Origin of the sequence: Kutzneria sp. 744 (genome assembly GCF_000568255.1) — a bacterium.
In the GTDB taxonomy this organism is placed as follows: domain Bacteria; phylum Actinomycetota; class Actinomycetes; order Mycobacteriales; family Pseudonocardiaceae; genus Kutzneria.
Genome location: NZ_KK037166.1, coordinates 3203490 through 3227073 on the forward strand (window position 1 = coordinate 3203490; position 23584 = coordinate 3227073).

General features: G+C 70.8%; 21 protein-coding genes and 1 pseudogene. 11 read left to right on the forward strand and 11 right to left on the reverse strand.

Features of this window, described 5'->3' with window-relative positions; translation table 11 throughout:
• The 5 genes and pseudogenes from KUTG_RS14255 to KUTG_RS14275 form a co-directional block, all read right to left on the reverse strand.
• Window positions 1-2719: pseudogene (locus KUTG_RS14255) on the reverse strand (serine hydrolase); the annotation flags it as partial.
• Window positions 2716-3471 carry an ABC transporter ATP-binding protein gene (locus tag KUTG_RS14260; RefSeq protein ID WP_052394486.1) on the reverse strand — a complete coding sequence of 252 codons (756 nt, stop codon included), beginning with the start codon at window positions 3469-3471 and terminating at the stop codon, window positions 2716-2718. The pseudogene KUTG_RS14255 and the gene KUTG_RS14260, both read right to left, overlap by 4 nt.
• On the reverse strand, window positions 3464-5323 hold the full coding sequence (locus KUTG_RS14265; RefSeq protein WP_232240798.1) for a dipeptide/oligopeptide/nickel ABC transporter permease/ATP-binding protein: 1860 nt from the start codon (window positions 5321-5323) through the stop codon (window positions 3464-3466). The genes KUTG_RS14260 and KUTG_RS14265 overlap by 8 nt, the downstream gene beginning before the upstream one ends.
• A gap of 31 nt (window positions 5324-5354) precedes the next feature.
• Window positions 5355-6329, reverse strand: coding sequence for an ABC transporter permease (locus KUTG_RS14270; protein WP_043717292.1), 975 nt, complete (start codon window positions 6327-6329; stop codon window positions 5355-5357).
• Window positions 6330-6331: 2 nt separating this feature from the next.
• A complete protein-coding gene (locus KUTG_RS14275; RefSeq protein ID WP_052394488.1) occupies window positions 6332-7903 on the reverse strand; it encodes an ABC transporter substrate-binding protein in 1572 nt (523 codons plus the stop codon).
• A gap of 204 nt (window positions 7904-8107) precedes the next feature.
• Between KUTG_RS14275 and KUTG_RS14280 the strand changes: the two genes are divergently transcribed.
• From KUTG_RS14280 to KUTG_RS14300, 5 genes are all read left to right on the forward strand, one after another.
• On the forward strand, window positions 8108-8989 hold the full coding sequence (locus tag KUTG_RS14280) for a serine hydrolase (RefSeq protein WP_043717293.1): 882 nt from the start codon (window positions 8108-8110) through the stop codon (window positions 8987-8989).
• Between the two features lie 56 nt (window positions 8990-9045).
• Window positions 9046-10431, forward strand: a complete 1386-nt coding sequence (locus KUTG_RS14285) for a serine hydrolase domain-containing protein (RefSeq protein ID WP_043717294.1) — start codon at window positions 9046-9048, stop codon at window positions 10429-10431.
• Between the two features lie 44 nt (window positions 10432-10475).
• Window positions 10476-11621 (forward strand): glycosyltransferase, encoded by a 1146-nt coding sequence (locus KUTG_RS14290; protein ID WP_043717296.1) that lies wholly within the window; start codon window positions 10476-10478, stop codon window positions 11619-11621.
• Window positions 11622-11838: 217 nt separating this feature from the next.
• Window positions 11839-12090: a hypothetical protein gene (locus KUTG_RS14295; protein WP_157494533.1), complete on the forward strand. Its 252-nt coding sequence runs from the start codon at window positions 11839-11841 to the stop codon at window positions 12088-12090.
• Window positions 12087-14360, forward strand: a complete 2274-nt coding sequence (locus KUTG_RS14300) for a hypothetical protein (RefSeq protein WP_052394490.1) — start codon at window positions 12087-12089, stop codon at window positions 14358-14360. Before KUTG_RS14295 ends, KUTG_RS14300 begins: the two co-directional genes overlap by 4 nt.
• 12 nt (window positions 14361-14372) lie before the next feature.
• Here the strand turns inward: KUTG_RS14300 and KUTG_RS14305 are convergent, their stop codons facing one another.
• Window positions 14373-14789, reverse strand: a complete 417-nt coding sequence (locus KUTG_RS14305; RefSeq protein WP_043717299.1) for a VOC family protein — start codon at window positions 14787-14789, stop codon at window positions 14373-14375.
• Between the two features lie 49 nt (window positions 14790-14838).
• Here KUTG_RS14305 and KUTG_RS14310 point away from each other — a divergent pair, with 49 nt between their 5' ends.
• Window positions 14839-15408 carry a TetR/AcrR family transcriptional regulator gene (locus KUTG_RS14310; protein ID WP_043717300.1) on the forward strand — a complete coding sequence of 190 codons (570 nt, stop codon included), beginning with the start codon at window positions 14839-14841 and terminating at the stop codon, window positions 15406-15408.
• Here KUTG_RS14310 and KUTG_RS14315 read toward each other — a convergent pair.
• From KUTG_RS14315 to KUTG_RS14325, 3 genes are all read right to left on the reverse strand, one after another.
• Window positions 15405-16058: a maleylpyruvate isomerase N-terminal domain-containing protein gene (locus tag KUTG_RS14315; protein ID WP_043717308.1), complete on the reverse strand. Its 654-nt coding sequence runs from the start codon at window positions 16056-16058 to the stop codon at window positions 15405-15407. The genes KUTG_RS14310 and KUTG_RS14315 overlap by 4 nt on opposite strands.
• A 45-nt stretch (window positions 16059-16103) precedes the next feature.
• The gene (locus tag KUTG_RS14320) at window positions 16104-16529 is read right to left on the reverse strand and encodes a nitroreductase/quinone reductase family protein (protein WP_043717310.1); all 426 of its coding nucleotides are present in this window, start codon (window positions 16527-16529) and stop codon (window positions 16104-16106) included.
• A 69-nt stretch (window positions 16530-16598) separates the two neighbouring features.
• A complete protein-coding gene (locus tag KUTG_RS14325) occupies window positions 16599-17054 on the reverse strand; it encodes a MarR family winged helix-turn-helix transcriptional regulator (protein WP_043729328.1) in 456 nt (151 codons plus the stop codon).
• A 150-nt stretch (window positions 17055-17204) separates the two neighbouring features.
• Between KUTG_RS14325 and KUTG_RS14330 the strand changes: the two genes are divergently transcribed.
• Entirely contained in the window at window positions 17205-18410 is a 1206-nt protein-coding gene (locus KUTG_RS14330; RefSeq protein WP_043717312.1) for an NAD(P)/FAD-dependent oxidoreductase, read from the forward strand.
• On the opposite strand, the gene KUTG_RS14335 is transcribed toward KUTG_RS14330, so the two are convergent.
• Window positions 18394-19485, reverse strand: coding sequence for a sensor histidine kinase (locus tag KUTG_RS14335; RefSeq protein ID WP_369794464.1), 1092 nt, complete (start codon window positions 19483-19485; stop codon window positions 18394-18396). The genes KUTG_RS14330 and KUTG_RS14335 overlap by 17 nt on opposite strands.
• The gene (locus KUTG_RS14340) at window positions 19482-20141 is read right to left on the reverse strand and encodes a response regulator transcription factor (RefSeq protein WP_043717314.1); all 660 of its coding nucleotides are present in this window, start codon (window positions 20139-20141) and stop codon (window positions 19482-19484) included. Before KUTG_RS14340 ends, KUTG_RS14335 begins: the two co-directional genes overlap by 4 nt.
• Window positions 20142-20254: 113 nt before the next feature.
• Between KUTG_RS14340 and KUTG_RS14345 the strand changes: the two genes are divergently transcribed.
• The 4 genes from KUTG_RS14345 to KUTG_RS14360 form a co-directional block, all read left to right on the forward strand.
• Window positions 20255-20752, forward strand: coding sequence for a hypothetical protein (locus tag KUTG_RS14345; RefSeq protein WP_043717317.1), 498 nt, complete (start codon window positions 20255-20257; stop codon window positions 20750-20752).
• A complete protein-coding gene (locus tag KUTG_RS14350) occupies window positions 20749-21840 on the forward strand; it encodes a peptidoglycan-binding protein (RefSeq protein WP_043717319.1) in 1092 nt (363 codons plus the stop codon). The genes KUTG_RS14345 and KUTG_RS14350 overlap by 4 nt, the downstream gene beginning before the upstream one ends.
• Complete coding sequence (locus tag KUTG_RS14355) at window positions 21837-22517, forward strand: ABC transporter ATP-binding protein (protein ID WP_043717321.1); 681 nt, start codon at window positions 21837-21839, stop codon at window positions 22515-22517. The genes KUTG_RS14350 and KUTG_RS14355 overlap by 4 nt, the downstream gene beginning before the upstream one ends.
• Window positions 22514-23584 (forward strand): ABC transporter permease (locus KUTG_RS14360; protein WP_063753523.1); only part of this gene is annotated, 1071 nt, incomplete at its 3' end. The genes KUTG_RS14355 and KUTG_RS14360, both read left to right, overlap by 4 nt.

A 23584-nucleotide genomic window follows, 5' to 3' on the forward strand; every position in this document is an offset into this window, starting at 1 on the left:
CGTCCCATCGGCGGCACTCCCCCGGTCAGGTGGGCTCGGGCGAACGCGAGGAGGTCGGCCACGGTCACGTGATCAACCCCGAAGGCCCGGCCGACCGCGGCAGAACCCATACCGGGGCCCGCTTCGGCTCCGTCTCACCGACATGGCCGACGGCCGCGCGGAACAGCAGGGCCTCCTCGGGCAGGGTCACGGTGTGCGCCAGCCCGAGCGGGGTGAACAGCCGCTCGCGCAACGCCTCGTCCCACGTCTTGCCCGTCACCTTCTCGATCAGCCGTCCGACCAGCGTGAACCCGGCGTTGCAGTAGGACCATGTCGCGCCGAGCGGGTGGTTCTGCGCGACATCGCCGAGCAGGGCCACGAACTTCTCCAGGCAGTCGTCGCCGCGGCCGGTGTCGGTGAAGACGTCGCCGTCGATGCCGCTGGTGTGGGTCAGCAGATGCCGCAGCGTCACCTGCTTGGTCACTTCGGGGTCGGACAGCCTCAACTCGGGTAGCACCTCGACGACCGGCGCGTCGAGGTCGAGCCGGCCCTCGTCGACGAGCTGCATCGCGACGGTCGCGGTCCACACCTTGCTGATCGACCCGATCTGGAACAGCGAGTCGGTGGTCGTGGCGACGCCGGTGTCGCGGTTGAGCACGCCATAGGCGGCGGTGATCAACTCGTCGTTCGGCTCACCGAGGCGCAGGATGCCCAGTTGCGCGCCGGGCACGGTGTGACGCTCGGCGAGTGCCGAAAGCCGGCGTTGCCAATGGTTTTCGTCCAGTCGGGCGGGGCGTGGACTGCCAGCGTGGCGCTCCACCCAGTCCACGATCCGGTCGTTGAAGTCGATGCGATGCGACGGCGGGCCGTTGACGATCACGAGGTGCGCCCCGCCGGGGTAGAGCACCAGCCGCGTCGGCACGCCTCGTGTGCGCAACGCGGCGTGCCACTGCTCGGCCTGGCCGATCGGACACCGGACGTCCTCGGCGCCCTGGATGATCAAAGTGGGCGTGTGCACGGCGTCAACACCGGTGATCGGCGACATCGCGGCCAGCTCCTTCCCGGTCCAGCCGCCCAGCTCGTACGCGGCGAGAAAATGACCCAGGTCCGAGGATCCGGCCATGCTCACCAGGTCGCTGACGACCCCGCCCGCCACGGCTGCGGCAAATCGGTCGTCGCGGCTGGTGAGGTAGCAGGTCATGAATCCGCCGTAGCTGTACCCGGCGACGGCCAGTCGCTTCGGGTCGGCCACGCCTTCGGCGACCAACGTGTCCAACGGTTCCAGGAGGTCCTTCGCGTCGGCCATGCCCCAGGCGCCGACGGCCGCGGTGTAGAACGCGGACCCGTACCCGTCGCTGCCCCGGGGATTGACCAGCAGCACCGCCCAGCCCCGGGCCGCGAGTTCCTGGTGGTACAGGTGCACTTCGTCGGCGACACCGTTCCAGGCGTTGTGCGGGCCGCCGTGAATGTCCAGCAGCAGCGGCAAAGGGCCGGTCCGGCCGGGATCCCGGATCAGCCAGGCCGGCACGACCGTGCCGTCGGAGATGGTGAACTCCAGGGATTCACGCCGGAACCACTCGACGTCCGCGAAGTTGTCGCCGTGGTGGGTGTGCACGGTCTCGACGCCGGTGGTGAGGTCGACGGTGACGACCTCACCGAAGGACGTTGCAGTGGACAGGACCACCGCGGCGCACCCGCCGGCGACCGAGAGGCCCGACGCCACCCGGTCCTCCCCACCAAGCACGAGTTGCGGTGCGCCACCGTCGATTCCGACCCGATAGAGGTGCGTGCAGCCACGGTCGCGGGCGAAGAACAGCACGGCCGCTCCCCCGTCCACCAGACGAGGCAGCCCGCCCGGGTAGGCCGCCGCCCCGGCCATGACGTTGCGGTCCAACGGCTTCGCCAGATCGGTTAGGTCGATCGCCGGGATGTTTTCGGCCCCGGTCACCGGAAGCCGGTGCAATCCGGCGTGGCCGGTCGGCCCGTCGGCGTTGCCGACCACCAGCAGCGTGCTGCCGTCGGCCGTCCACACCACCGCGCCTGCCAGCCCGGTGGCGAAGCCGGCCAGGGTGGGGCGGTTGCGGCGATCGGTGACGTCGAGGACGTAGACGCCCGCGCGCGCCGTCAGGTCGGAGTCCGGCTCCATCCCGGCGGCGAAGGCCAGCCGGGTGCCGTCCGGCGACCAGGCCGGCTCGCCGGCATGCCAGTCCCCCTCGGTCACTTGGCGGCATTCCCCGGTCGCGACGTCCAGAACATGCACGTGGGCGCGGATTGTGCGCAGGAAGCCGACGCCGTCGGACTGGTAGTCGAGCCGGTCGGCGACGATCGGTGCCCGGGCGGTGTCGCCGCCGGCGATGTCGACGGGCGCGGTAAAGGCGATCTTGCTGCCATCGGAACTCCACAGTGGACGGCCAGCTCCGAGCGGCAAGGTGCTCAGCTGCACCGATTCCCCGCCGTCGGCCGGCAGCGTCCACAGCTGTGCCGGTCCATCGGCCGCACGCAGGAATGCCAGCGTGGCACCGTCCGGCGACCAGCTCGGCGCGCTGTCGCCGGTGCCGCGGGTCAGGCGCACGGGCTCGCCGCCGGCCGTGTCGACCCGCCACAACGCGGTCGTCGGCCGGTCGGCCACGGCGTCCTGGGTCCGCAGCACGTACGCGATCTTGCCGCCGTCCGGCGACAGCGCGGGCTGCTCCGGCGTCGCGATGGCCGTCAGATCACTGCTGCGCAGTCGTCGGGTCACAATGTCCTCCCTTGGTCAAGAGGTTCATGGCGCCGGTGGCCGGGGATGGCGGCCACCAGGTCGCGGGTGTAGGGGTGTTGCGGGTCGCGGAGGACGTCGTCCGCCGGCCCCTGCTCGACAATCCGGCCGCGGTACATCACGGCGACGGTGCTGGCGACGTAGCGGACCACGGCCAGGTTGTGGGAGATGAACAGCATCGAGAGGCCGAGTTCCCTTTGCAGCCCGCGCAGGAGGTTCAGCACCGTGCCCTGGATCGACACGTCCAGCGCCGACGTGATCTCGTCCGCGATCACGACCTCGGGCCGGGCGGCGAGGACGCGGGCCACCGCCACGCGCTGCCGCTGGCCACCGGAAAGTTGGCCGGGAAACGACCGTGCCAGGCCCGGATCGAGCTCCACGAGCTCCAGCACCCGCCGGATCTCGGCACGCCGGTCGGTCACCGCACGCGGCGTCACCTCGCCGATGCTGGCGCCGACGGTCATGCGCGGATCCAGCGAGGAGTACGGGTCCTGGAACACCATCTGCACCGAGCGGCGCGGCGCCGGCCGCCCGTCGAGCTCGATACGGCCTGAGGTGACCGGGGCGAGCCCGACCGCGGCCCGGGCGAGGCTGGACTTGCCGGAACCCGATTCCCCGACCAGGCCCACGATCTCGCCGTCGCCGACCGTGAGGCTCACGGTGTCGACGGCGGTCGTGCCCCGCCGCCGGCCGCCGTAGCGCACCGAGACGTTGTCGAACCGGAGCTCACTCATGGCCCTGCCCCGCCGTTTCCATGTCCACTATGGACGGTGCGATCACCGGGTGCCAGCACGCGGTCCGCCGGCCCGGCCCGTCCGATTCGAGCGGCGGGTCCTCCTGCCGGCAGACGTCGCTCGCCCGTGAGCAGCGCGGCGCGAACGCGCACCCCTCGGGCAGCTCCTCCGGGCCAGGCGCCCGGCCGGGAATGCAGGCCAGCGGCTGATCCCGGTCCGTGTCCATGTCCGGCGCGGCGGCCATCAAAGCGCGCGTGTACGGATGGCGTGCGCCGACAGCGAGTTCGGCCGCCGGCAGCTCCTCCACGATCCGGCCCGCGTACATCACGAGCACCCGGTCGCAGACCTGTTGGACGACAGCGACATCGTGACTGATCAGCAGGAGCGCCACCCCGTCCTCGCGCTGGATGGAGCCGAGGAGGTCCAACACCTGCCGCTGCACGGTCACGTCGAGTGCCGTGGTGGGCTCGTCGGCGACGATCAGCGCCGGCCGGCCCATCAGTCCCATGCCGATCATCGCCCGTTGCCTCATGCCCCCGGAGAACTCGTGCGGGTACTGGCGGGCGCGGCGTTCGGCCGCGGGCACCCGGACCGCGCGCAGCTTCTCGACCGCGAGCGCGAGCGCCGACCGCCGGGACAACCCGTCGTGCTGCCGGGCCACCTCGGCCAACTGGCCGCCGACCCGTCGCGTGGGATTCAACGAGGTCATCGGATCCTGGAAAACCACACCAAGTCCGGTGCCGAGCAGCCGGCGGTGCGTGCGGTCCGAGCCCGTGAGCAGGTCGTTCCCCAGGAAGCTGAGCCGCGTCGCCTCGACGCGGGCCGGCTCGGCCAGCAACCGCGCGACCGCCAACGCGGTCGTGGACTTGCCCGAACCCGACTCGCCGACGATCCCGACGGACTCGCCCCGGCCGACGCTGAAGTCGATGCCCCGCACCGGCTGGATCGGCCCGGGCAGCGTCACGACGAGGTCGGCGACGTCGAGCACGGCCCCGTCGGCGGCCGGCGCACCGTGGACTGGCGGCGGCGTCGGCCGGCCCATCTTGAGCCGGGGCGTGGTGAGCCCGAACCCCTTGGCCAGGGCCTCGCCGAACAGGTTGAGCGCCAGCCCGGCGATGATCACGGCAACGGCCGGCGCCAGCGCCGCGATCGGCTGGTCGTAGATCCCGGCCAGGCCCTCACCCAGCAAGCGGCCCCAGTCGTAGTCCGGCGCCTGCACGCCCAGCCCGAGGAAGGACAGGCCGGCGAACGCCAACAGCGCACCGCCCGCGCCGATCGCCGCGTTGACCACGAGGGCCTCGGCGATGTTGGGCAGGATGTGCCGCACCAGCACGCGTACCCGCCCGATGCCCGCGATCCTGGCCGCGGCCACGAAATCCCGCTGCTCGATGCCGGCTACCAGCGTCTGCGTCAGGCGGGCGAAGGCCGGCGCCCCGGCGAGGCCGATCGCCAGCACGCCGCCCTGGGCTCCGACGCCGAAGATCACAGCGAAGAACAAGGCCAGCAGCAGCGCGGGAAAGGCCACCGCGATGTTGACCCCGGCCGACACCGCCCGTGCGACCCGGCGGCCGACCAGCACCCCGGCCGCACCGAGCACCAGTCCCGCAGTCACGGTGATGGCCGTTGCCAGCAAGGCCAGCTCGATCGAGAGCCTGGTGGCGACGAGCACGCGGGCGGCGATGTCCCGGCCCAGGTTGTCCGTGCCGGCCCAATGGTCCGAAGACGGTCCTTGCAGCATGGCGGCGACATCGGCTTGGCTCGCCCGTGAAGACCAGACGATCGGGCCGAGCACCGCCAGCACGAGTACGACCAGCAGGACTGTGCCGGCACATACACCGATCGGCGTCCGCATGGCGGCGGACCAACGCGAACCACGGGCCATCTCACGCCTCCCGGATCGTCGAGCGGGGATCGAGCAGCGCGAGCGCGACGTCGACGAGCAGGTTCACCGCGAGCACGCCGACCCCGTAGACGAGCACGACGCCCTGCACGACCGGATAGTCCTTGCCGAGGATCGACGAGACGATCGTGCTGCCCAGACCGGGCCAGGCAAAGACGTTCTCGACCAGCACGGTGCCGGCGACCATCGTCCCCAGCAGGAGGCCGCCCAGCGTGAGCGTGGACGTCAACGCGTTGGGCAGTGCGTGCTTGGCGTACACCGCAAAGGCCGGCAGCCGCTTGGCCCGCGCCGTGCGCACGTAGTCCGCCCCCACCACGGCGACCATCTCCACCCGCAGGATCCGGGACAGGATGGCCGCCGGCCCGACGGCCAGCGCCACGACCGGCAGCACGAAGGACGCGAAACCGGTCTTGCCCGCCACCGGCAGCCATTGCAGCTGCACGCCGAGTATCCACACGAGCACAACGCACAGCACGAACTCCGGGATGGCGCCGACGATGACGCCGGCCGTGGTGAAGACCAGTTCCGCGCGCCGGGCTCGACCGTTCCGCGTGATGACGCCCATGACCGCGCCGAGCGGGACCGCCACCACTATTGCCAGCGCGAACGCGGCGACGGCCAGCTCCAGCGTGGCGGGCAGGCGTTCGCCGATGATCTGCGCCACCGGCAGCTGCGAGCTGAGCGAGGTGTGGAGGTCGCCGGTGAACAGACCCTTCAGGTAGTCCCAGTACTGGAGCAGCAGAGGATCATCGAGCCCGAGGGCTTGCCGGCGCTGGTTCACGAGGTCCTGCGACGCGTTCATGCCGAGGGCCGCCCGGATCGGGTCGCCCGGGATCAGGTGCAGCATCAGGAAAGACGCCGTCACCAGCACCCACAACGACACGGCGAACCGGGTCAGCCGGCGGGCCGCGAAACGCACCGTGGGGCGGTCGAGGAGGCCGGGCGTCGGATTGGTCATTCTCAGCCGGCCGTCATGCGGATGCTCAGCGGCAGCAGGACGCCGGTGACGGAGAACTTCGCGCCGGAGCCGAAGTACTTGGCGACCTCGTTGGCGAAGGGCACCACGTCCGCGTCCCGGAACAGGTTCGACTCCGCCGACAGCCACTGCGGGCAACCGGCGGCGCCGGCCGTCTTCATGGCCTGGGCGGCGGCGCCCGCGTACGCCGGGTTGTCGATGTGCGCGAAGTTGTTGCCCTGCGGCGGATTCGACCCGACAAAGAACCCGACGAGCTGGTCCGGCGTGTAGACGTTCACCGGTTCCCAGGCGATGTCCCAGTTTCCCGTGGTGTAGAGGGTGTTCGTCGAGGCGGTGGTGTCCTGCCCGGACAGGGTGACCTTGACGCCGAGCTGCCCCCACTGCTGCACCGCCAGTTCGGCCGCCGACGACGCGGCCGGCCCGCTCTGGGTGTTGTAGACGAAGGTGAGGGCCAACGGTTTGCCGCCCTTGGCCCGGATCCCGTCCGAGCCCGGCACCCAGCCGGCCGCGTCGAGCGCCGCCTTGGCCGCCGCGAGGTCGTGCGTGGGCACCGCCTTGGACACGGAGTTGCCGGGGCAAGCGACCGGTGCGGTGACCGTCAGAGCTGTCGCGGGCTCGCCCTTGCCAGAAGTGAGCACCTGTCGCAACTGGGCCAGATCGACCGCCTGGGTGAGGGCCAGTCGCACCGCCCGGTCGGCCGACGGCCGGCCCGGTGCCTGGTTGTACCACATCTGGCCGATCAAGGCGGGCACGTCGGCGCTGAACACCTTCGCCGCCTCAAGCCGTTTCACGTCCGGACCGAGGACCACCGCGGCGTTGATCTGACCGGACAGCACCAGGTTCGCGACGGTCGACTCGTTGGGGACGACCTTGACGACGACCTTGTCCGGCAGGCCCGGCTGCGCCGTCGTCGCACCGTCCGGTCCCCAGGTGTAGCCGGCCCGTTTGGTGAACGTGTACTGGTCGTTCGGCGTGGCTGCGGCCAGTTGGTATGGGCCGGTGCCGTCCGTGGAGTTGACCAGGACCTTCCGGTCGGCCAAGCCCTTGGCGCAGACCATCGGCACGCCGGCCAGTCCATTGAGGACGAACGGCGCGTCCTGCGGTAGCGTGATATTCACGGTGTTCGCGTCGGCCGTCGCCCGCGCGCCCACGGGCAGCATGAGGCCGGTGTACGGGCTGGCGTTCTTCGGATCGGCGATGTAGTTGATGTTGTCGGCCGCCGTCTGCGCCGTGAAGGACGATCCGTCGGAGCAGGTGACGCCCTTGTTCATCGTCAGCTTGACCTGTTTCCCGTCGACCTGCCAGGACTTCGCCAGCTGGGTGCGGATCTCCCCCTTGGGGTCGATGCTCAGCAGCCGGTCGTAGGCGAAGTAGGCGAACTGGAACAGGGTGCCGGAGGCCGACGCCTGCGGGTCCAGGTTGCCGGGGTCGGCGGCCGAGGCGAACGTGAACGTCCCGCCGCTCACGACGCCGCCCGCGGCCGGGCCTCCGCCGCATCCGGCCAAGGCGGTGGCGAGGCAGCCCCCCGCTACCAGGCACGCCATCGGGGTGATCATCCTTCGCAACGTCCTGTACGGCCCGGACATACTGTGCTCCGCTCCTCATGGGGGGCTGGATTCCCGCCATCGTGCCCGCGCGCACCGCCGCTGTATTCATCCGATCCGACGACACGGACGCCGCGCCCTAGTCGGATCCGACGACGCGGGCCGGCCGTTCTTCGGCGATGCTCGGGGCTCGGTGGTTCGTCGAGGAGGTCCTCAGTGTCGTCGGTGGCAGCACGGATTTCGGCGGTGTTCCGGTCCGCCGGGGCGCAGGGCTTCCTCCACGCCCGCGAGGTCGGCGACGGCCCCGAGATTTGCCTCGGCGCCGACGATCCTGTTGTCCTCGCGTCGGTGTTCAAGGTGCCCGTCGCGGTCGCCTATGCCCGCGAGGTCGCGGCCGGGCGGCTCGACGAGAACGAGCGGACCACGGTGACGTCGAGGTATCGCGTCGGCGGCATCGGCACGGCCGGCTGCGCCGACGATGTGACCATGACGTGGCGCGACCTCGCGCTGTTCATGATGACCATGAGCGACAACGCGGCGACAGACGTGATCTTCCACCGCGTCGGGCAGGCGGCGGTGGACCAGGTCCTCGCCGACCTGGCGCTGCACCGCACGCGGTTGATCGGCTGCTGCGAGGACCTGACCGGGTCGATCACCACCGAGCTCGGCGGCGACGAAAGCCCTGATGCCGCACTGGATTCAGCCGATCCGGCCAAGGTCTGGCAGCTCGCCGTGCTCGACCCGACACGGACGACGGCGTCGACGCCGCGGGACATCACCACGCTCCTCGACGCCATCTGGACCGATGTCGCTGGACCGCCGGAGGCGTGCGAGCTGGTGCGGGACATCATGTCCCGGCAGATCTGGCCCCACCGCCTCGGTTCCGGCTTCGAGTCGGACGTCGAAATCGCCGCGAAGACGGGCAGTCTGCCGGCCATCCGCAACGAGGCCGGCGTCGTCACCTACCCGGACGGCCGACGGTACGCGGTCGCCGTGTTCACCCGGGCCGACTCGTTGGCCGGTCGGCAGCCGAAGGTCGACGCCGCCATCGGCCGTGCCGCCCGCCTCGCCGTCGACGAGCTGAGAGCCCGGCGGTAGGGCCGGTTTTCCGTTTCTCTGTCCGGAAATCACAACCCACCGAGGTGAGGGAAGACATGTCGGAACTGGACACGATCGACACCTGGCTGCGTGACAACCTCGCCGCGTTGGTAGGCGAACACCGGGTCCCGGCCGCGGCGGTCGCCGTGTCCGTCGGCGACGAGGTGGTCGAACATGCCGCCGGCGTGCTCAACCTGGCGACCGGCGTCGAGGCGACCACCGACTCGCTGTTCCAGATCGGGTCGATCACCAAGACCTGGACCACCACGCTGGTCATGCAGCTGGTCGACGAGGGCAAGGTCGACCTGGACTGCCCGGTGCGGGATTACCTGCCGGAGTTCCGGGTGGCCGACGACAGCGCGTCCGCCAAGATCACCGTGCGGCACCTGCTGTCGCACACGAGCGGGTTCGAGGGCGACTACTTCACCGACACCGGCCGCGGCGACGACTGCGTCGAGAAGTACGTCGCCACGCTGGCGACCGCGCCCCAGCTCTTCGCGCCGGGAACCCTGTTCTCCTACAACAACGCGGGCTACAACGTGCTGGGTCGGCTGGTCGAGAAGCTGCGCGGCAAGCCGTACGACGAGTGCCTGCGGGAGCACCTGTTCGCGCCGCTCGGCCTCACGCACGCCGCGACCGATCCGTACGACGCGATCCGGTTCCGCGCCGCGCTCGGGCACCTCCAGCCGACTCCGGACGCCGAGCACGAGCCCGCCCCGATCTGGGCGCTGGCCCGTTCCAACGCGCCGGCCGGCGCCATGCTCGCGATGTGTCCCCGGGACCTGCTCGTCTTCGCCCGCATGCACCTGAACAACGGCGTCGGCCCCGACGGGTCGGCGGTGCTGTCGGCGGCCAGCGCCGCGGCCATGGCCACACGTCATGTCGAGGTTCCGTCCGCCGGTCTGATGGGCGACGCCTGGGGCCTCGGCTGGGAGATCTTCGACTTCGGCGGCGGCACGGTCATCGGCCACGACGGCGGCACCATCGGGCAGGCGGCGTTCCTCCGGCTCGTCCCCGAGCACAACGTGGCCGTGGCGGTGCTCACCAACAGCGGCAGCACCAGTTTCCCGCTGTACGAAAGGATCGTCGGCAAGGTCCTCGCCGACCTCGCCGACCGCGAGCTGCGGCCGCTGCCGACGCCCGGCCCGCTGCCGGACGACGTCTCCCGGTACCTCGGCACCTACCGCTCGGACGCCGCCGACACCGAGATCTTCCGGGACGAGGACGGGCGGATCTGGAAGCGGACGCGGTTCAAGACCGCTCAGGCCGAGGTCATGCCGCAGCCGGACGACATCGAGCTGGCCGGGTTCCGGGGCGACACGCTCGTCACGAAAACGCTGTACCACGGCGTGCACCTCCCGCACACGTTCGTCGGCGACGACGGTTCGGGGCACGCGCTGTTCGTTCATACGGGACGGGCTGACCGATGGGTCAAGTCCTAGCCTTCCGCCGGGCGGAAGGATCCGCCGAAGGTTAGGTTGGCGGCGTGAAGGTCGTGTTCTCCGCGCTGCCCGCGTACGGGCACATCTTTCCCCTGGTGCCGCTGGCACTGGCGGCACGGGATGCCGGGCATGACGTCCTGTTCGCCACCGGCGCGGATTTCCGGTCCGTGCTGGGGCGATCCGGACTGTCGACCGTCCAGGTCGGGCGGCCCAGGCTCCGCGTGACCATGACGTCCATCGAAGGCCTTTCGGTGGCGGGCGACGACATCACGCCGGAGCGGGCCCTCGATCGCGCGGGCTGGGTGTACGGCTCGGACATCCCGCGGCTGATCGTCCGGGAGCTGGAACCGGTGCTGGCCGACTTCAAGCCCGATCTGGTCCTGCACGATCCCGGCAATCTCGGCGCCGGGCTCGCCGCCCGCATCGCCGGGGTGCCCGCGATGACGCACGCCTACGGCCTCGCCCCGCGTGGGGCGCTCACCTCGGCCGTGGAACGCTATTTGTCGGAATATGCCGGAGAACTGGGCATCACCCTGCCCACCGACTATCCGAGCACCCTCGGCAATCTCACGGTCGACATCTGCCCGCCGTCCTTGCAACGCCCCGATTTCCTGGCCCTGGACCGCAGAGTTCCACTCCGGCCCGTGGCCTTCGCCGACTCGGACCCGACCGAAGTGTCCGATGTGGCCGGTCCGGTGGTGTATGTCACGCTCGGCACCATCTACGGCGCCGCCGACCTGCTGCGTTCCGTCATCGCCGGCCTGGCCCGTCACCGCCTGCCCGTTCTGGTCGCGACCGGGCCGAGCGTCGATCCCGCCGAGCTGGGTCCGTTGCCCGATTCGGTGACGGTGCGAACCTGGGTTCCGCAGGCCGCGTTGTGGCCGCGCATCGAGATCGCCGTGCACCACGGCGGCAGCGGCACCGTGCTCGGGGCGTTGGCCCATGGCGTGCGTCAGCTCATCATCCCGCAGGCCGCCGACCAGCCCGCCAACGCTCGGGCCATCGCCCAGGCCGGCGCCGGTCTCTTCCTCCGGCCCGCCGACGTCACGGCCGACTCCGTCGCCGCGAACGTCGCCCAGCTGCTGGAAGACCCGTCGTTCCAGGAGTCGACCTCCCGGCTGCGCGGGGAGATCGCCCGGATGCCGTCCCCGGCCGACGTCGCCGTTCGCCTGCCGGACCTGATCTCCTGACACAGTGGCCTGCGCCTTCGCGGGCACAGGCCACTGTGGACGGTTCGGTCAGCCCACCGTGCCCGGACGCCGGCTACATCACCGGCGCGATGTTGCATGTGGACGGTGGGGCGCACCTCTAGACACTTTCTCCGCACGGCCCGAGAACATCGTGCTTCTGGTCAATCCGGGGGCCGATCCTTTGGCCGCCGCCGCCCGGGTGCCTAGCGTCGACGCGGTGACCGACCCGCTGGCCGGCGTGGCCAAGATGCTGCCCATCGGCGGCCAACTCGACGCCACAGCCCGAGCCCGTTCGACGGCGCGGCTCGATTTCCTGGTTCACGACCTGATCCGCCTGATAGAGCCGCGCCTCTTCGTCGAGGCGGACGAACGCTGCGAGGTGCTTTTCGGCAGGCGTCGGCTGTTGGCCCGCGGCGAGGTGTGGGAGCGAGTGGCCCACCACCACGAGACAATACGAGGTGAAGAATGAGACTCATCGATGGCGCGCTGGTCCTGGCCCTCATCGGGGCCGGCAGCACCGCCCTGCCGAGCGAGGCGGCCACGGGGCCGTCGTGGTCGTCGATCCCGGTGGCGGGCGGCTATCAGGTCACGCTGCACCTGGATCAGCCGCTGCACGGCAGAGATGCCTTGCCCGAACTCGCGGTGAACGGCGTGCCGGTCGGCGCGGCGAACGAGTCGCCCGATGGCCGCACGCTCACCACGTTCACGACGAATTCCCATGCCGCGCGGCCATTGTCAGTGCAGCTGGCGTGGAACGGCCGGGTGTCCGGAAGCTCTACCGGTCAACAGCCTTCGGCGACGCTCCCACCCGCACAGCCGGTCACCGCAGACCCGACCACCACCGGACCGTACGCGGTTCAGCGGGCGGACTACGACTTCGGTGACACGGCAATAACATTGCCGGGTCTGAACAACAAGGCCGTCGAGAACCGGGCCGCGGTGTGGGTTCCGGTCGGCGCACCGGGCCGTCGACCGGTGGTGATCCTCCTGCACGGCCGCCACGACAGCTGTTTTCAGCCCAACACCACCAATTCCACGGACGACGTCTGGCCCTGCCCTGCCGGCTGGTCCGTGATCCCAAGCAACCTGGGCTTCGCCCAGTCGGCCGAAAAGCTGGCCACGGACGGCTTTGTGGTGGTGTCGATCAGCGCGAACGGCGTGAACGCCTTCGACAACAGCGACAGCGAGGACGCCGGCGCGCTGGCCCACGGCCAACTGGTGCTGCGTCACCTGGACCTCCTCGCGGCGGCCAACGTGGGAACGGCGCCCGGCCTGAGCCCCCTCCTCAAGGGCCGGCTCGACCTCACGAACATCGGGCTGATGGGGCATTCGCGGGGCGGCGAAGGCGTGGTCAAGGCCGACCTGCTCAACGCCGCGCTGCCGCATCCCTACGGCATCAGAAGCGTGCTGCTGATCGCCCCGGTCGACTACTCCCGCCAGACCGTGCCCGGCGTGCCGATGGCTGTCGTGCTTCCGTACTGCGACGGCGATGTCTCCGACCTCCGCGGCCAGCACTTCTACGACGACACGCGCTACGCCGACCAGAGCGATCACGTGTTGCGCGCTTCGGTTCTGGTCATGGGCGCGAACCACAACTTCTTCAACACGGAGTGGACTCCCGGCCTGTCCCCCGCACCCGCGTTCGACGACTGGGACGCCGAGGTCGATCCCGCCGATCCCACCTGCGGTTCGGCCCAGCCGACCACCACCCGCCTGACCGCCGCCCAGCAGAACGACGTGGGAACCGCTTATGCCACCGGCTTTTTCCGGATGACCATGGCCGGCGAGTCCGCCTTCCTGCCGATGTTCGCCAACCCGGACGGCAGCGTGGTGTCCGTCGGCGCCGCGACCGTGGTGCAGGAAAACCAGTCACCGCAACGTATCGACATCTCCGCGCTGACCGCGCCCTCAAACAGCGTCACGATTCCCGCCGGGGCGACGTACTGCGCGAGCATGAGCGGCCTGTCCCCGCAGAGCGGCCTCCCCTCGTGCACCGACTCGCCCGACAACTCCCGGTTCCCCGCCTTCACACCGCAGCGCTACGCCCAGAACGTCACCGCCGCGCCCATGCTCCACCTGCCCACCGCCGGCACTGTCGTTGCCAGCCTGGGCAATCACGACATCAGCGGCTACCGCGACCTGACCGTGCGCGCCGCCCTGGACAGCGGCCCCGCCGCCCTGACCTTGACCGTCACGGACGGGGCCGGAAGGCAGCAATCCCTTGCCGCGCAGAGCCTGACGCCATTCCCCGGTTCCGGGACGATCCTTCCCAAGACGTGGCTGCGCACCCTGAGCTGGCCGGTGTCGCAGCTTCGTGCCGTGAACATCCGTGACATCAGCAGGGTTTCCCTGTCCGCGTCCGCCGGCGTGCTGCTGTCCGACCTCGCCGTCCAGACGCCGGCCGTCGGCGCGGGCGGGCCGTCCACCCTGCCTCAGCTGTCGATCTCCGGCACCACCGTCGATCCCGGCAGCGGCACGGCCACCGTCACCGTCACCCTGTCCCGACCCAGCCGCCTCCCCGTCATCGCCAACATCCAGACCGTGGCCGGCGCCGGCACCCAGCTCACGCCCGGCGCCCGCGTTGTCGTCATCCCGGCCGGGCAGACGACCGCCTCGGTGGGACTTCCGGTGACGGACAATGGATCCACGGCCGACACGACGTACCTCGTCGTGCTCTCGGACCCGACCAACGCGATCGTCGGCGGCAGCACCTTCGCTCACGTGGTGGTACGCGGCTGAGCCCTGGACGTGTCACCCGGCGGCGGGCTGGATGAGCTCCAGGAGGTTGCCCTCCGGGTCCTTGACGTAGGCGAAGCGGGCCCCCGGCCGGACGGCCGGGGCGGGGGCGCTGACCTCGGTGGCGCCGGAGCGGAGGAGGTGGGCGAAGGTGGCGTCGAGGTCGGCGACGGTCAGCGCCCAGTGGAAGTAGCCCTGGGTGGCGGCGCCGTCGAAGGGGTCGGCGAACTCCTGCGGGGCGGAGCCGCCGCGCTCGATGAGCTCGATCTTGAGGCCGTCGGCGCTGCGCAGGATGGCGGTGCGGATGTGGGCCTCGGGCAGGGCGAGCTCCTCCTCGACCTCGGTCATGGCCAGCGCCTCGCGGTAGAAGCGGCGCTGGGCGTCGAGGTCGGCGACCGACAGGCCGACGTGGTCGAAAACGGGACGTGTCATGGCCGACAATCCTCCTGCGCGAGATGGTAAGTGCTATTAACATAGAACCATGGGCACGCGGAGGAGCGGTTACCATCACGGTGATCTGCGCAACGTTCTGGAGGCGGCGGCGCTGGAGCTGGTGGCCGAGCGGGGGGCGCACGGCTTCACGATGGCGGAGGCGAGCCGGCGGGCCGGAGTGAGCGTGGCGGCGCCGTTCAAGCACTTCGCGAACCGGGAGGCGCTGCTGGTTGCGCTGGTGACGAAGGCCCACCGCGAGCAGGCCCGACGGTTCGCGGACGCGGTGGGCGCGGCCGAGGACCCGGTCGAGCAGCTGGCCGAATTCGCCGCCGCCTATGTCCAGTTCACCGTCGACGAACCCGCATTGTCGGAGCTGATCTTCGGCGCCGGAATCGACAAGTCGGCGTATCCGGCATTGGCGGAAGCGGGGGAAAAGGTGCTGGCGGTGCTGCTGGCCCCGGCTCAAGGACTGCGCCCGGACGACCCGCTCACGCTCGTGCACACCATCGGCGCGCTGGCCCACGGCTGCGCGGCTTTCCTCCGCGAACGGGTCTTCGACACCTCGGACGCGGCAATGGCCAGCGCCCGCGCCGCCGCCCGGGCCGTGGCCAGCTGCTAACCCAACGGCAGCGGGAGCTTCGAAGCCAGGTCGCCGAGCGCGGTCCGCTCGGCCTCGGTCGCAGGACGACGGCCGGTGCCGACCCTCAGGGCGTCGGCGTCCGAGAAGGAGTTCGGGAACGTCACGCCGGCGATCTGCTCCAGCATCGCCCGGGCACGGGCCAGCGACTCGGGCGGCGGTGGCACGGCGGACGGCAGGTTCACGACGAGATCGAGGTGGTGCAGGCTCCACTCCACGACGTACGCGTCGAGGTAGTCGCCGGCGGTGATCACCTGCTCCTGCGTGCCGACCCGCAGGGCCGGATCGGCCAGCGCGGCGGCACGGCCGGCGGCGGAGCCCACGTCGTCGAGGTGGAATTTCAGCAGCGCCGGGTCGCCGTAGGCGGCGGCGAGCCGGACGATCAGGGCGTCGAGCGGGTCCTCGCCGGTCGGCGGCTCGACCACCGACCAGTAGGTCACGGCGTTGCGGGTCGGCTCGGCGTCGACCGGGGTGACCAGCGTGATGAGCACGTCCTGCGCGTCGATCACCAGGTGGCACACCAGGTCGCGGACCAGCCAGCCGGCGCAGCCCGAGGGCTGCTCGAAGTCGTGGTCGGTCAGATCGGCGACGGCCCGCAGCAGGGCGGCCCAGGAGCTGGCGAAAAGATCCACAGCCGCAAGCTAACAGCGGCCGCCGCCGGACGCGACCGTTTCAGCTCAGTCCACAGTGGACACGGGCTCCAGGCGGATGATCGGGAACTTGCGGTCGGTGTGGGTCTCGTACTCCTTCGAGTCCGGCCAGTAGGCCGACCAGATCCCGTACAGGCGCTGCCATTCGGCCCCGTCCGGACGCACGACGGTGCTGCGGGCACGCAGCGTCTCGGTGCCGACCTCAATGGTCACCTCGCCCGAGCCGGCCTCGACGTTGCCCACCCACACCGGGTCGGACGGCGCGCCGCCCATCGAGCCGCACAGCAGGTAGGCGTCGCCATCCTTGGCCGCGACCAGCGGGTTGATCCGCTCCTGGCCGGTCTTGCGGCCGATGTGGTGCAGCAGCACCAGTCGCTTGCCCTCGAAGTGCCCGCCGACGACGCCGTCGTTGGCACGGAAGGCATCGATGATCTCGGTGTTGAAATCGGTCATGCGGCGACGTTAATGCCGAAGTGTTCAAGGTTCAATGTTTGAGCACTCAAATTCAGCCGAAGTGGTGGCCTAACACGTCCAACCTTGCACGAACAGCGGGTCCAGCGCCTCGTAGAGCGCCCTGACCTGGTCCGACGTCAGATGGTCGAAGATCCGCCCCCGGACCGCCCCCACGTGACCCGGGGCGGACTCGGCGAGCTTGCGCCAGCCATCGTCGGTCAGCGTGGCGATGACGGAGCGGCGCTGCCCCTCGGCGTGCGACCGGGTCAGCCAGCCGTTGGACTCCAGCTTGTTGGCGGCGTGGGACAGCCGCGACAGCGAGCCGTTGGTGGCGATGGCCAGGTCGCTCATCAGACGGGAACGGGTCGGCGACTCCGACAGCATGGCCAGCACGTAGTACTCGTACCGGGTGAGGCCGGCGTCGCGGCGCAGTTGGGAGTCGACCTCGGCCAGCGTGCGCTCGCTGAGGGCGTGCAGGCGCATCCACAGGGCGCGTTCGTTGTCGTCCAGCCACCGCGGATCCATGTCGCGCATGGTAACCGCTGCCGAAATACGGCCATGGTTGTTGGCGCAACCGTGTCGGCACCCGATCGACTGGCAAGGGTTGACCCGGGCCGGGAATAAGACCAAGATTTGTTGGCGAAACTTCGGAGGCGTAAACAGGGAGCGGACGGCGTGGCGCAGCAGAGGTTCGTGATCGTCGGGGGCGGGCTGGCCGGCGCGAAGGCCGCGGAGTCCCTGCGCGACAAGGGGTTCGACGGGAAGATCACGCTGGTCGGCGACGAGCGGCACCTGCCGTACGAGCGGCCGCCGCTGTCCAAGGACCATCTGGCCGGCAAGGCGGATCGGGACAGCATGATCGTGCACCCGGACGCCTGGTACGCCGAGCACGACGTGACGCTGGCGCTGGGCATCGGCGTCAGCCGCATCGACCGCGACGACCACCGGGTGCAGCTGGCCGACGGCAGCGGCCACTCCTACGACAAGCTGCTGCTGGCCACCGGCGCGAGCCCCCGGCGACCGCCGATAGCCGGCGCCGGCGCGCCGGGCGTGCACTACCTGCGTCGCATCGAGGACTCGGAGTCGATCCGGGACACCTTCGCCACCGCCTCCCGCTTGGTTGTGGTCGGCGCCGGCTGGATCGGCCTTGAGGTGGCCGCCGCCGCGCGGCAGGCCGGGGTCGCCGTCACGGTGCTGGAGTCGGCGGAGCTGCCGCTGCTGCGCGTGCTGGGCCCGGAGGTGGCGCCGGTCTTCGCCGACCTGCACCGCGCGCACGACGTCGACCTGCGCCTCGGGGCGAACGTCGCCCAGATCGCGCCCAACGGCGTGAAGCTGGCCGACGGCACGGAGATCGCCGCCGACGCCGTGGTCGTGGGTGTCGGCGCGGCCCCCAACACCCAGCTGGCCGAGCGGGCCGGCCTGCGCGTGGACAACGGCATCCTCGTCGACGCCGCGCTGCGTACCTCCGACCCGGACATCGTGGCGGCCGGCGATGTCGCCAACGCCTTCCATCCCGTGCTGGGCAAGCACATCCGCGTCGAGCACTGGGCCAATGCCCTGAGCCAGCCCCCGGTCGCCGCCGCGACGATGCTCGGCCAGCGGGCCAGCCACGAGGACCTGCCCTACTTCTTCACCGACCAGTACGACCTGGGCATGGAATTCGTCGGCGATCCCACCGGCTACGACCGTGTGGTGTTCCGCGGCGACGTCGCCGCCCGCGTGTTCATCGCCTTCTGGCTCAAGGACAACCGCGTCCTGGCCGGCATGAACGTCAACGTCTGGGACGTCGTCGACCCGATCAAGGCCCTGATCAACGGCAAGGCCCCGGTCGACCCGGAGGCGCTGGCCGATCCGGAGAAGCCCCTCACGGCAGCCGAATAGTCACGTCCAGGCCACCGTCGGGGCGGGCCTCGGCGGTGGCGCTGCCGTCGTGGGCGAGGGCGACCGACCGCACGATGGACAGCCCGAGGCCGGAGTGCCCGGCGTCGCCGGTGCGGTCGGGGGCGCCGCGCCGGAACGGCTCGAACAGCGACTCCACGGTGTCGGGATCCACCCGAGGGCCGGTGTTCCGCACGACCAGGGCGTCGCCGACCTCGACGCGCACCCAGCCGTCGGGCCGGTTGTAGGTGACGGCGTTGTCGATGAGGTTGACGACAAGCCGTTCCAGCAGAACGGGATCGCCGGCGACGGTGCGCTCCACGGCGTGAACCTCAACGTTGGCGTTGCGGCGACGGTCTCCACGAGGTGATCCAGCCGCACCGGCACCCGGCTGGACAGGCCCCGGTCGCTGCGGGGCCAGCACCAGCAGCCCGTCCAGGATCCGTTCGGTGCGCTCGTTGGCCTCGACCAGCCGCGAACCCAGCAGCCGCACCTCAGGTGCCACGTCCTCGGACAGCATCGCCACGTCGATCAGGGTTCGTTGCAGGGCAAGGGGTGTGCGCAGCTCATGGGAGGCGTTGGCGACGAATCGCCGCTGGCTGTCGAACGACCGTGACAGCCGGTCGAGCATGCCGTCGAAGGTGTCGGCCAGCTCCTTGAGCTCGTCTTCGGGGCCGGTCAGCTTGATCCGACGGCCCAGGTCCTCGGCCCCGAGCCGGCGCGCGGTGGCGGTGATGTCGTGCAGCGGCCGCAGCACCCGGTACGCGATGAGCCAGCCCAGCAGCACGGCCAGCGCGGTGGTGATCAGCAACGCGGCCGCCGACTGGATGAGCAGCGTGGCCAGCGTGGAGGACCGATAGGCGGCCAGGGAGTTCACGATCACCGTGTCCCACGGCCGCGCCGGCAGGATCGTCGACGGGTCGACCTCGTTGCCGCTGAGCCGCTCCGTGAACTCCGTCGGCATCGGCAGGGCGTCCCGCACCAGCAGGAACACGATCACCAGCAGCACCACGCCGGAAACGACGAAAAGGCCGCCGTAGAGCGCGGTGAGCTTGGCCCGCACCGACAACGGCCTCATACGCCGAACCGGTAGCCGACGCCGGCAACGGTGTCGATCAGCGGCGGGTCGCCGAGTTTTCGGCGCAGCGTCATCACGGCCATTCGCACCGCATTGGTGAATGGATCGGCGTGCTCGTCCCACGCCTTTTCCAGCAGCGATTCCACGCTGACCACGGCCCCGTCGGCACGCATCAGGACCTGGAGCACGGCGAATTCCTTGGGCGACAGCGGCAGGAACCGGCCGTCCCGCGTGGCCTGGTGCCGGGGCAGGTCGAGCACCACACCGTCGCGCTCAAGCACGGGCGGCAGCGCGGGCCGGGCCCGCCGGGCCAGCGCCTGCACCCGGGCCACCAGCTCGCTGAACGCGAACGGTTTCGTGAGGTAGTCGTCGGCGCCGAGGCCGAGGCCGGCCACCCGGTCGGCCACGTCGCCGGCGGCGGTCACCATCAGCACCCGGGCCTCGCCGCCGGCGGCGACCACCGCGGCGCACACCTCGTCGCCGTGCACGTCGGGCAGATCGCGGTCGAGCACGACGACGTCGTAACCGTGCACGCCGATCCGCTCCAAAGCACATTCCCCGCCATAACAGACATCGACCGCCATCGAGAACCGGCGCAGCCCCTCGGCGATCGAGTCGGCCAGCAGCCGCTCGTCCTCCACCACCAGCACGCGCACGGTCCCCAGGTTAGACGGGCACCGATAAGCACGGGATAAACGCCGTCGCTTATCGGTTCCGGATCACTCGATCGGTACTACTGGAATCGTCAGAACACGACCCGAGGAGTGTTATGCCGAAACGGACCATGGTGGTCGCCGCGGTCGGGGCGGCGCTGCTGCTGGCCGGCTGCGGGCAGGCCCAGGACACCGGCAAGGTGGCCTCGCTGAGCTCGTCGAACCCCACGACCAGCGGCAGCGAGGCCAAGAAGGGCGGCTTCGAGTTCGACGACCTGCGCAAGTACACGAAGTGCCTGCGCGACCACGGCCTCGACGTCCCAGACCCGGACCCGGACGGCGGCCGGATCAAGCTCGCCCCCGACAACCCGGACGACCCGAAGGCCAAGGCCGCGCTCGAAGCGTGCAAGTCGCTGGTGCCCGAGGGCGGCTCGCCGCCGCCGATGGACGCCGCCGAGCAGGACAAGTGGCACAAGAAGGCGCAGTGCATGCGCGACCACGGCGTGCACATGGACGACCCGCAGCCGGACAAGAGCCTGCAGATCGGCGGGCCCGGCGACGACCCGGCCAAGGTCGCCGCGGCGGCCAAGGAATGCGGGATCCAGTTCGGATGACGACGAACGAGCAGAGCACGCATCGACGGCGCGGGCATCGGACTCGGTGGGTGGTGGGCGCGGCGTGCTGGTCGTGGTGCTGGGGCACCGGGTCGGTGGTCGTGCTGACAACGGCCTCCGAGGCGCAGACCCCGGCCGCACCGCCGGCGCCGGCCGCCACCACCTCCGTGACCAAGGCCGACCTGAGCGAGCAGGAAGATGCCGGCGGCACACTGGGTTTCGGCGCCGAGACGGATGTGCCGGGGCGCAAGCCGGGCACCGTCACCTCGCTGCCGCCGGCCGGCTCCACGATCACCCAGGGCCAGGCCGTGTACGGCGTGGACGCGGCCCCGGTGCCTGTTTACGGCACGCTGCCGTTCTACCGGGACCTGTCGGCCAGCGTGGCCGACGGCCCGGACGTCCAGGAGCTGGAGACCAACCTCCAGCAGCTCGGCTACGGCGGATTCGGCACGCCGGACAAGAAGTTCACCGGCGCGACCGCCGCCGCGGTGAAGAAATGGCAGAAGGCGCAGGGGCTTCCGCAGACCGGCACGTTCACGCCGGCCGACGTGGTGCTGGCGGCCGGCCCGATCCGGGTGTCGGCGGTGACCGCCGCGCTGGGCGGACCGGCCGCCGGCCCGGTGCTCAAGACCACCGGCACCGACAAAGTCGTGGAGGTGCGGCTCGATGTCGCCAAGCAGAGCCTGGCCAAGGCCGGCGACCAGGTCACGGTCGAGATCAACGGCGGGTCCGGCACCGGAAAAGTCCTCGACGTGGGGCGCACCGCCGTGGCTGACAAGGACGCGAACGGCCAGCCCACCGGCAAGTCGGTCATCACCGTCACGGTGAAGCTGGACGACCCGAACCTGGGTGGCGGCCTGGACAGCGCCCCGGCAACGGTGCACTTCACCAAGGCGGTGCACAAGGACGTGCTGGTGGTTCCGGTCGGCGCGCTGCTGGCGCTGGCCGAGGGCGGCTACGCCGTCGAGGTGGACGACGGCGGGACGCGGCGGCTGGTCGCCGTGAAGACCGGCCTGTTCTCCGGCGGCAAGGTCGAGGTGACGGGGTCCGGGCTGGCCGCCGGCGTCAAGGTGGTGACGACCTCGTGACCCCGGTCCTCGCCGCCGACCACGTCTCGCGCACGTATCCCGGTGGTGTGCAGGCATTGCGTGACGTCTCACTGTCCATTCAGGAGGGTGAGATGGTCGGCATCGTCGGTCCTTCCGGCTCCGGCAAGTCCACGCTGCTCCAACTGATGGGCACTCTGGACGCGCCGACCGCCGGCCGCATCGAGATCCGCGGGCACGACGTGGCGACGCTGCCGGACCGCACGCTGTCGGCGCTGCGCTCGGCGTGGATCGGCTTCGTGTTCCAGCAGTTCTTCCTCAGCGAGGGCGTCAGCGCGGTCGACAACGTGTGCACGGGGCTGCTGTACGCCGGGGTGCCGCGGCGCAAGCGCCGGGCGAAAGCCTTGGCAGCGTTGGAGAAGGTTCGCCTCGGGCACCGGGCCGAGCACTTCCCGAACGAGCTGTCCGGCGGGGAGCGGCAGCGGGTGGCGATCGCCCGGGCGGTGGTCAACGAGCCGTCGATCCTGCTGGCCGACGAGCCGACCGGCAACCTGGACACCGCCACCGGCGCGGCCGTGCTCGGCCTACTCGGCGACCTCAGCGCGGACGGCACCTCGATCGTCGTGATCACGCACGACCGGGACATCGCCGCCGGCATGCCGCGGCGGATCGAGGTCCTGGACGGGCGGATCCAGCTGGACACCGGGGCCGTGCGGTGACCGCGCCGACGCTGCCGCAGGGCCGCCGGCTCGCCCCGCCGGACGTGGTGACCCTTGGCGCACATGGCATGCGGACCCGGCCGTTGCGGGCCGTGCTGTCCGCGCTGGGCATCGCGATCGGCGTGGCGGCGATGGTCGCCGTGATCGCGGTGCCCGCCTCCGCCCAGCAAGCGCTGCACGACAAACTAGCGGCGCTGGGCACCACCCTGCTGACCGCCGGGCCGGGCCAGAGTTTCACCGGCGGCACGGTGTACCTGCCGGACAACGCGGTGGCCATGGCCAAGCGGATCGGCCCGGTCACCGGGGCCAGCGCGACCGGCAAGGTGACCACGGCGACGATCCGCCGGTCGGACAAGGTCGCGTTGGGCGACACGTCCGGGGTGGCGGTGCTGGCGGCCAAGGACAACCTGCTCGGGGTGCTCGGCGGCAAGCCGTACGGCGGCTCGTTCCTCAACGGGGGCAACGAGAAGTTCCCGGTGGTCGTGCTCGGCGCGGTCGCCGCCTCCAGGCTCGGTATCGACCACGTCGACCCGGCCCACCCGACCCAGGTCTACATCGGAGGGCACTGGTTCACCGTCGCCGGTGTGCTCGACGCCATGCCGCTGGCCCCGGAGATCGAGCGGGCGGCGCTGGTCGGCTGGGACGTCGCGCAGCAGCTGCTCGGCTTCAACGGCCACCCCAGCACGGTTTACCTGACGGCACAGGAATCCGCCGTCAGCGATGTGCGGGCGGTGCTCGGGGCGACCATCAACCCCAAGGCCCCCAACGAGGTCGCCGTGCAGCGCCCGTCCGACGTGCTGGCCGCGCAGGAGCTGACGCAGAGCACGTACAGCGCGCTGTTCCTCGGGCTCGGCGGCGTCGCCCTGCTGGTCGGCGGGGTCGGGGTGGCCAACACGATGGTCATCTCCGTGCTGGAGCGCCGCCGTGAGATCGGCCTGCGGCGGGCCCTCGGCGCGACCAGACGGCAGGTCCGAGGCCAGTTCCTGGCCGAGTCGGTGCTGCTGGCCGGGCTCGGGGGCCTGGTCGGCGTGCTGATCGGGGTGCTCGTCACCGCCGGTTACCGCTGT